Raw genomic sequence first — 7407 nt, forward strand, 5'->3', positions numbered from 1 at the left:
TACGACAGATTGAAATCTGTCGCTACACAGACAAAACCCGCCTTCGCGGGTTAGCAAGTTAAGGATTTAGTGATTAACAAATAAGTTGAACCGCCGAAGGGCGGTTTAGCCTGTGTAGCAACAGGTTTTAACCTGTTGCTTACGACTGCTATACTTGGCATGGTGCGTTAGCTATCGCATAACGCACGCTACTGGCTATACTTGGCATGGTGCGTTAGCTATCGCATAACGCACCCTACAAACTACAAACTTAAAACTATCGCATAACGCACTATACAAACTCAAAACTTTACTAGCGGTAGCTGTAGTTGCCGTTGTAAAGGTTCAGTAGAATCTATGACAATACCTCCACGCTCTCCTGATACTATATTGAAATTACTTTCCCCAGAATTAGATGACCACAACACCCAACGACTACCGGGAGGTAAGGTATTAAGACTCACTGAATTTTGAGTTAACCAAATTAATGGTAAATAAGGTAATTCCCCTCCATCATTATCTTCCTCTGCATTAGTAGCCGCTAGTGTTTCTAAAACAACTCTTTCCCCATGTAATAAACCTGTTTTAGCTGTCCAAAGTCTCACCCCTAACTTACGAGAACCAGCATAGAAATACATAGAGGCAGCCGCAATCACCGCCGCTTCAAAATTTTCCCAATCCCACCTATTCCCGCTATCCAAAGCAATAATAATATCTTGAGCACCAGTAAATACTTCTAATTCTCGTACTAGTAATTCCCCATAACGGGCGCTAGTCCGCCAATGGATTAAACGCATGGGGTCACCAACTCGGTAAGGACGTAAGGCTTTTGTTAAATCTTCTGTAGCAGAATTAGAACGACGATTGCTATAAATTTGTGGGCTATCTTCTCTACCCATTTCATCTACAATAGGGCAACTATTTAGAGGTAATACTGTCGGATAGACTATCGCAACTGCGGTAGCTTGCCAACTCCGCCGACACCAAAATAATCCTAAAGGAGTTCCGGTTCTAATTTGTACCTCATACCACCGATAAACGCCCCTTTTTTCTGTGTTATGAAAATAAACCCAGTGATAGCTATTTTGTGGCTCAATAGTTTCCACTGCTGTTTGGACTGGTTTGCCCAATTCTGATTGTAAAATATCTTGAATTTGGAGAAGAGTTTTGGCGTGGGGTGTGGGATTTTCGATATCTATTTCAATTGTTAATTTATCGCCTACAGTCACCGGAGAAATAGGGCGGCGGTGGATGGAGAGATGACGGAGCGATCGCAGGGGCAAAAATACGGCTAATCCCAGTAGAGCAAATATTATACCACTAATTACATAAAGCCAACCTGCCATAGTATTAGTCGCTGCGCCAAAAAAGCAAATGGCAATACCTCCTAATAGCCAACCTGAATAAGCAGGTGTCACCCAATGAGTTTCTAGCCAGTCTGTGATGCGATAGATTAGTCCCATCTTTTTATTTATTATTTGCAGGATTAGGATCTAGATTAGCAATCGTCACTGAATTCGACGCTCCGTGCGATCGCCTCATCCTTTTGTAGTATACTTGTAGCTGGCATGTACTAATCTATAGATCTATGCTCCCTCAACTGGAATACAGTATTCTGACGCAGGATTCGGAGGATATTCAGCAGCTAATAACTATTATCGACCAATGTTTTGTTGGTTTCCCAGGTAGTGAAGCCTACATTAATCTCGTTGGTGTGGAAAATTTCCGTATCATCCGCCAATCTCGCCAAATCATGGGTGGATTAGCAGCGATTCCCATGAGTCAGTGGTTTGGAGGTGAGCGCGTACCGATGACGGGAATTGCTGCGGTGGGGATTGCTCCAGAGTATCGTGGAGGGGGAGTTGCGATCGCAATGCTTGAGCATACTGTTCGAGAACTCTATGATAATGGTGTACCCATTTCTGTTCTTTATCCAGCGACTCAACGTTTATACCGGAAAGCGGGATATGAACAAGCTGGAATTTACTCTACTTGGGAAATTCCCACCCAAACTATTCAAGTGCGGGAACAACCACTCCCTTTAAAGCCTCTAGTCCCCATTAATCTTGAAGCATTTTATCCTATTTATGAGCAGCAAGCAAGACTAATTAACGGACATTTAGATCGCAATACCTTTCACTGGCAGAGATTAATTCAATCCAAGGATAAGGAAACTGTATATGCTTATCTAATTGGCGAAATAGACAAACCGGAAGGCTATCTAATTTTCACCCAAGATAACGGTATCTTGCAGATTAGAGATTGGGCGATTCTGACAAGAGATGCAGCAAGAAGTTTTTGGTCTTTCCTGGCTAATCATCGCTCCCAAATCGAACAAATTCAGTGGTATAGTTCTTCGGTAGATAGTCTATCATTACTTCTACCAGAACAAACTGCAAAAATCATCAGTCAGTTCCGTTGGTTTCTGCGAGTTATTGATGTAGTTAAAGCACTGGAGAAGAGGGGTTATCCTCTGGGGATTTCAGTTGAATTACATTTGGATATTCGAGATAATTTGATTCCTGAAAATAACAGTAAATTTACTTTATCTGTCTCCAATGGACGGGGTGAAGTTAGTCAAGGTGGGAATGGAGATTTACAGCTAGATATTCGGGGATTAGCACCACTTTATACAGGTTTGTTTACACCTTATCAATTGCAGTTAGCAGGGCAATTAGCTGGTACAGAAACAGCACTGTTAGCGGCTAGTCAAATATTTGCAGGTGTATCTCCTTGGATGCCAGATTTCTTTTGAGGTAAGCTTTACAGCAGATTGATACCAAATCCGGGTTAAATATCCCCTTGATAAATTAGACCGCGAAGGCGGTCTTTGTCTGTGTAGCAGCGACTTCCAGTCGCCCAAGCAAAAAGGGGGTCGCTCACTTGAAATCTGCTCTATATAAAGCCCGTTGATTCAAAACTCAACACTCAAGTCTCTCGACACATGAAATACTATCATTACTTACCTTATTTACTGCTTTAGTCACAGGATAACTAATCATATTCTGGATAGGATAAGGATGTAAAAGATCTTGCAAAAATTCTGTTTTTTTCACCCCTGGATCTAGCCACAAATCGTAATCATTTGGATTGAGAATCACAGGCATTCGATGGTGAATGGAACGGACTAATTCATTTGCCTCAGTAGTCAGAATAGTGCAAGATTCAATTATCTTACCAGTCACATCTTGCCAAGACTCCCACAATCCTGCTAAAGCAAAGGGATGTTCATCATTGAAACGGAAATAAAATGGCTGCTTAATTCTGTTACCATCATCTTGTTGCCACTCATAAAAACCATCTGCCAATACCAGACACCGCCGTTGTCGGAAAGCACTGCGAAAAGCAGATTTAATTGATACTGTTTCTGCCCTAGCATTAATCAGCTTTACAGCAATTTTCGCATCGGTTGCCCAACTGGGAATTAATCCCCAGTGCAACATTCTCAACTGTTTTTCATCCTGTTCGACAGTCCTTAAAATAGTTGCCACAGACTGGGTAGGTGCGATATTATATCGAGGGATTAAGTAAGGAACTTCAGTTAACTGGAAAATTTGCGCGATCGCGTTTCCTAGTTTGCTTTGACTAAATCTGCCACACATATTTTTTTTTATTGGGGAATGGGGAATCGGGCTTGGGGAATAAAGAAGGGTTATATTACATATAATTTACACCAATAAGCTCGGATAGAACCAATTTGACAGTTCTCCCGTACTTAAGGCTGCTGACTGGTAATAGCAAAAAATTATTTAATAAGGTCAAAAGCTTACTCCATAAGCGATTCCCCATTTTCTATTCCCTACTGCCTACTCCCTATTCCCGATCAATTCAACCTAATCGCGCCTTGAGCTTTACTGAGGTGAGAGGTGTCGCCATTGAGAGTCATCACCCATTTATCTCCTTTTCGCACTAGTTTGACTAAACAGCACAAAGGCGCTTTAATAGGCTCTCGACGATCTAAAAGTCCCCATGCTGCGCCTTCTACTGATGCGCCATGTCCCACAAGTAGGATATCATCTGAGAATTCAGCAGCAAGTTGCCGTGCTGTTTCACCTGTCCGTTGGATGACGCGATCGCTAGTTTCTGGATAATGAGGGGTAATCCGAGATCTATAACTAAGGTCAATACGAGGAAATTGCTCTTGCAAAACCGCCATCGGCAGTCGTTCTGGGTCTGTTTTCATCCAATCTGGATTGAGCCATTCACTCAGACCAGCCTCTATTTTAATCGGTAAATCCAGAAATTGGGCAACTCTGTCGGCAGTTTGTACGGTGCGCAAAAAGGGTGACGCGAAAATATGTCGGATTCTTTCCCCTACTAAGCGTTGACCTAGTTCCTGGGCTTGAATTATACCATCTTCTGACAAGGGTGGATCGTAGGGACGTTCTGCGGTGTTAAACCATTCGGGGTTAACAAAGTCGAGACGGTTGCCGTGTCTGGCAATCCAGATAGTTTGGTTCATTTTGGCGATCGCTACCCGCTATTTATTTCTATTTTCTCATTTTGTTTGTAATGATGCACTTGTTCCATCCTGGACTCGCTATTCTCATAATTAGACGCTAACTTGCTATCGCTGACGAACAATGAGAACCTCTCTTCCCCATTACCCACAGCACACCCGCGAGATTTGTACCACAGATACACCAATCAGCGCCCACCCTTAGCTTCATGTCACAAATTCTGGTTTCTCATATATTGTTACAATACTTAACGATGTGGTAAGATTGGCTCAACAGTAAAAAAAACTGTTATGGAAGTCAAGACAAATTAGGCAAGAACGCTGGTAGTATAGAAGACTACATCGATTTCAGCTAGTCGCAATGTCGCTCTTCTGTACAAAGTGGTTCATGCTCCCCCAATTTATATATAAGTAGTCTGTCATAGACAAAAACCCTTAAACTTTAGGGTCAACTGGGATAACAACCAGAATGTTTGCTATAACTCAAGTGATAAAATACCGAGCGCCATGAAAACTGCTCAAACCTCTACTGACTTAGTTCGTACTTACCTCCGGGAAATTGGTCGAGTGCCATTGCTAACCCATGAGCAAGAAATTGTTTATGGCAAACAGGTACAGCGATTCAATGCTTTACAGGAAACAAAGGAATCCCTGTCCGCCAAATTGGGTTACGAACCAACTTTATCGGAATGGGCAGAAGCTTCCGCACTGTCAGAAAGCGAATTAAACGCTTGTCTAGTCACAGGTGAAAGAGCCAAGCGGAAGATGGTGGAAGCTAACTTACGCCTGGTAGTAGCAGTAGCCAAGAAGTATATCAAGCGGAATGTAGACTTGCTGGACTTAATCCAGGAAGGTACAATTGGAATGCAGCGAGGTGTAGAAAAATTTGACCCCTCCAAAGGTTACCGTTTTTCTACTTATGCCTACTGGTGGATTCGCCAAGCAATCACAAGAGCGATCGCAGAAAAAGGCAGAACAATTCGTCTACCCATCCATATTACCGAAAAGCTCAATAAAATTAAAAGAGCGCAGCGGGAACTATCCCAACAGCACGGCAGAGCAGCAACAATTGGAGAATTGGCGCAGGCATTGGATTTGACGAAGCAACAGGTACGGGAATACCTGGAAAGGGCTCGCCAACCTTTGTCTTTAGATCTTAAAGTAGGAGATAATCTGGATACAGAGCTGGTGGATTTGCTCGAAGATACCGGACCTTCACCGGAAGACTTCGTGAATCACTCAGCGATGCAAACCGATTTAGAGAAACTACTGTCAGATTTGACACCTCAACAGCGAGATGTGTTAATGCTGCGATTTGGTTTGACAGATGGGCAACCCATGACTCTGGCCAAAATTGGTGAAACCCTCAATATCAGCCGGGAAAGGGTGCGACAAATTGAACGGGAATCACTAGCTAAACTCCGCAAGCGCAAATCGGATATGCGGGAATACATCGCAGCTAGTTAGTTGGCGATCGGTTGTTGGCGATCGGTTGTTGGTTGTCTGTTATCACCAATAACCAATCACTAACAACCAACAGCCAGAAGTCAGGAATAACCGTAGGGTGGGCGCTCCCCACTAACATAATCATCAGATTTTCAACTTCTAAGGGGGAGTTGCCCACCCTACATGAAACTTGTTGCTTATTGGTAAGGACAAACGGGAGCATCCCACTTTGGCAAAGATACTCGTTTTTTGACAAAGTTTTTACCCCCCCAGCCCCCCAAGTCAAAGGGGGGAGCAAGAATACAACCTGCATTTCTTCCTTTCTCGGGATGCTCCCGGACAAACAACCAAGAACAAACAACCAACAACCAACAACCAAAAGGTGAGATAATCCGATGTGAGGAGTTCGGTTCTACCTACTTTGCGATCGCGTTGAGCTTGTTAAATTAAAGTACAGAAACTGACTCGACTCGGTAGAGATAGAAACAACAAACGTTTCCTCCCCTCAGTGGGAAGAGGGGAGAGAATCGTTAATAGGAGGTAAATGGTGAATAACACATCGAATCGCGCCCCTGAGTTTTTTGAAGGTAATGGAGATAGTAACCTATTGTGGCAATACGTGCAATCCATGAGTCCAGAAATTGTTGCTTATTTATCGAAACCGACATCTTCGGAAGTTTTTCAGGTGATGGAACGTAATATTGTGGGATTATTGGGGAATCTTCCTTCAGAACATTTTGGTGTCACGATTAGTACTAATCGTGAACATCTGGGGCGTTTACTGGCTTCAGCGATGATGAGTGGCTATTTCCTCCGGAATGCGGAACAGCGTATGGTATTTGAAAAGTCGTTACAAATGGCAGAATCCCATCCTTTAGATGACATTAACTTTAAGGATGAAGTATAAAGGATGAAGGATGAAGGCTGAAGGATGAAGGCTGAAGGATAAAATTTTTTGCCATTAATTCTTTTAGGTGTTGGATCGGATTTACCCATGAGCGAAATGTCTCCTTCTTTACCTCACAAAACCATCGGTGTTGGTGTAATTTGGAATGACCAAAAACAAATTTTAATTGATCGCCGACGTGCTGAGGGACTTATGGGTGGTTTGTGGGAGTTTCCTGGCGGTAAAATCGAGGCAGGCGAGACTATTGAAGATTGTATTAAACGGGAAATTAAAGAAGAATTGGCGATTGATATTGAAGTGGGCGATTGTTTAATTACAATTGAGCATGATTACAGTCATTTTAGCGTTAGGTTAATAGTACATCATTGTCGCCACTTGGCTGGTGTTCCTCAAACAGTGGAATGTGAGGAAATTCGCTGGGTGACGTTAGATGAAATTGACGGGTTTTCTTTTCCAGAGGCTAATAGTCAGATTATTGCGGCTTTGCGCCAAATCAGCGGCTGTCCTTTTATACCTACCAAATGGTAATTGGTTGAGTTCCCCAAACTGTCAGTAGCGATGTCGCCAATCATACACCTTTGACTTCAGCCCACTGTCAATACAGAATCTTCATCTT

At 42.9% G+C, this 7407-nt stretch carries 8 protein-coding genes; 4 read left to right on the forward strand and 4 right to left on the reverse strand.

What is annotated here, in order from left to right; all coding sequences use genetic code 11:
• Window positions 1-281: 281 nt before the first annotated feature.
• Window positions 282-1442 carry a DUF58 domain-containing protein gene (locus NJ959_RS22945; RefSeq protein ID WP_254014066.1) on the reverse strand — a complete coding sequence of 387 codons (1161 nt, stop codon included), beginning with the start codon at window positions 1440-1442 and terminating at the stop codon, window positions 282-284.
• A 125-nt stretch (window positions 1443-1567) separates the two neighbouring features.
• On the opposite strand from NJ959_RS22945, the gene NJ959_RS22950 reads away from it, so the two are divergent.
• Window positions 1568-2734, forward strand: coding sequence for a GNAT family N-acetyltransferase (locus NJ959_RS22950; RefSeq protein ID WP_254014067.1), 1167 nt, complete (start codon window positions 1568-1570; stop codon window positions 2732-2734).
• A gap of 166 nt (window positions 2735-2900) precedes the next feature.
• Here NJ959_RS22950 and NJ959_RS22955 read toward each other — a convergent pair whose 3' ends face one another.
• Together NJ959_RS22955 and NJ959_RS22960 are read right to left on the reverse strand one after the other, a co-directional pair.
• A complete protein-coding gene (locus NJ959_RS22955; RefSeq protein WP_254014068.1) occupies window positions 2901-3581 on the reverse strand; it encodes an SOS response-associated peptidase in 681 nt (226 codons plus the stop codon).
• Between the two features lie 221 nt (window positions 3582-3802).
• Window positions 3803-4441 carry a histidine phosphatase family protein gene (locus NJ959_RS22960; RefSeq protein WP_254014069.1) on the reverse strand — a complete coding sequence of 213 codons (639 nt, stop codon included), beginning with the start codon at window positions 4439-4441 and terminating at the stop codon, window positions 3803-3805.
• Window positions 4442-4945: 504 nt separating this feature from the next.
• Here NJ959_RS22960 and NJ959_RS22965 point away from each other — a divergent pair.
• Entirely contained in the window at window positions 4946-5905 is a 960-nt protein-coding gene (locus NJ959_RS22965) for an RNA polymerase sigma factor, RpoD/SigA family (RefSeq protein ID WP_254014070.1), read from the forward strand.
• Here the strand turns inward: NJ959_RS22965 and NJ959_RS22970 are convergent.
• Window positions 5898-6140, reverse strand: a complete 243-nt coding sequence (locus NJ959_RS22970) for a hypothetical protein (RefSeq protein ID WP_254014071.1) — start codon at window positions 6138-6140, stop codon at window positions 5898-5900. The two genes, NJ959_RS22965 and NJ959_RS22970, sit on opposite strands and share 8 nt — an antisense overlap.
• A gap of 291 nt (window positions 6141-6431) precedes the next feature.
• On the opposite strand from NJ959_RS22970, the gene NJ959_RS22975 reads away from it, so the two are divergent.
• A complete protein-coding gene (locus NJ959_RS22975) occupies window positions 6432-6791 on the forward strand; it encodes a DUF760 domain-containing protein (RefSeq protein ID WP_254014073.1) in 360 nt (119 codons plus the stop codon).
• A 48-nt stretch (window positions 6792-6839) separates the two neighbouring features.
• Complete coding sequence (gene mutT / locus NJ959_RS22980) at window positions 6840-7319, forward strand: 8-oxo-dGTP diphosphatase MutT (protein WP_254014072.1); 480 nt, start codon at window positions 6840-6842, stop codon at window positions 7317-7319.
• Window positions 7320-7407: the final 88 nt, after the last annotated feature.

The sequence above is a fragment of the Limnofasciculus baicalensis BBK-W-15 genome (genome assembly GCF_024178385.1).
Taxonomy (GTDB): Bacteria; Cyanobacteriota; Cyanobacteriia; order Cyanobacteriales; family Coleofasciculaceae; genus Limnofasciculus; species Limnofasciculus baicalensis.

Excerpts from the sequence above, each read along its gene's own strand:
- NJ959_RS22945 (WP_254014066.1), bottom strand. The coding sequence starts at position 1,442 with ATGGGACTAATCTATCGCATCACAGACTGGCTAGAAACTCATTGGGTG.
- NJ959_RS22950 (WP_254014067.1), top strand. The coding sequence starts at position 1,568 with ATGCTCCCTCAACTGGAATACAGTATTCTGACGCAGGATTCGGAGGAT.
- NJ959_RS22955 (WP_254014068.1), bottom strand. The coding sequence starts at position 3,581 with ATGTGTGGCAGATTTAGTCAAAGCAAACTAGGAAACGCGATCGCGCAA.
- NJ959_RS22960 (WP_254014069.1), bottom strand. The coding sequence starts at position 4,441 with ATGAACCAAACTATCTGGATTGCCAGACACGGCAACCGTCTCGACTTT.
- NJ959_RS22965 (WP_254014070.1), top strand. The coding sequence starts at position 4,946 with ATGAAAACTGCTCAAACCTCTACTGACTTAGTTCGTACTTACCTCCGG.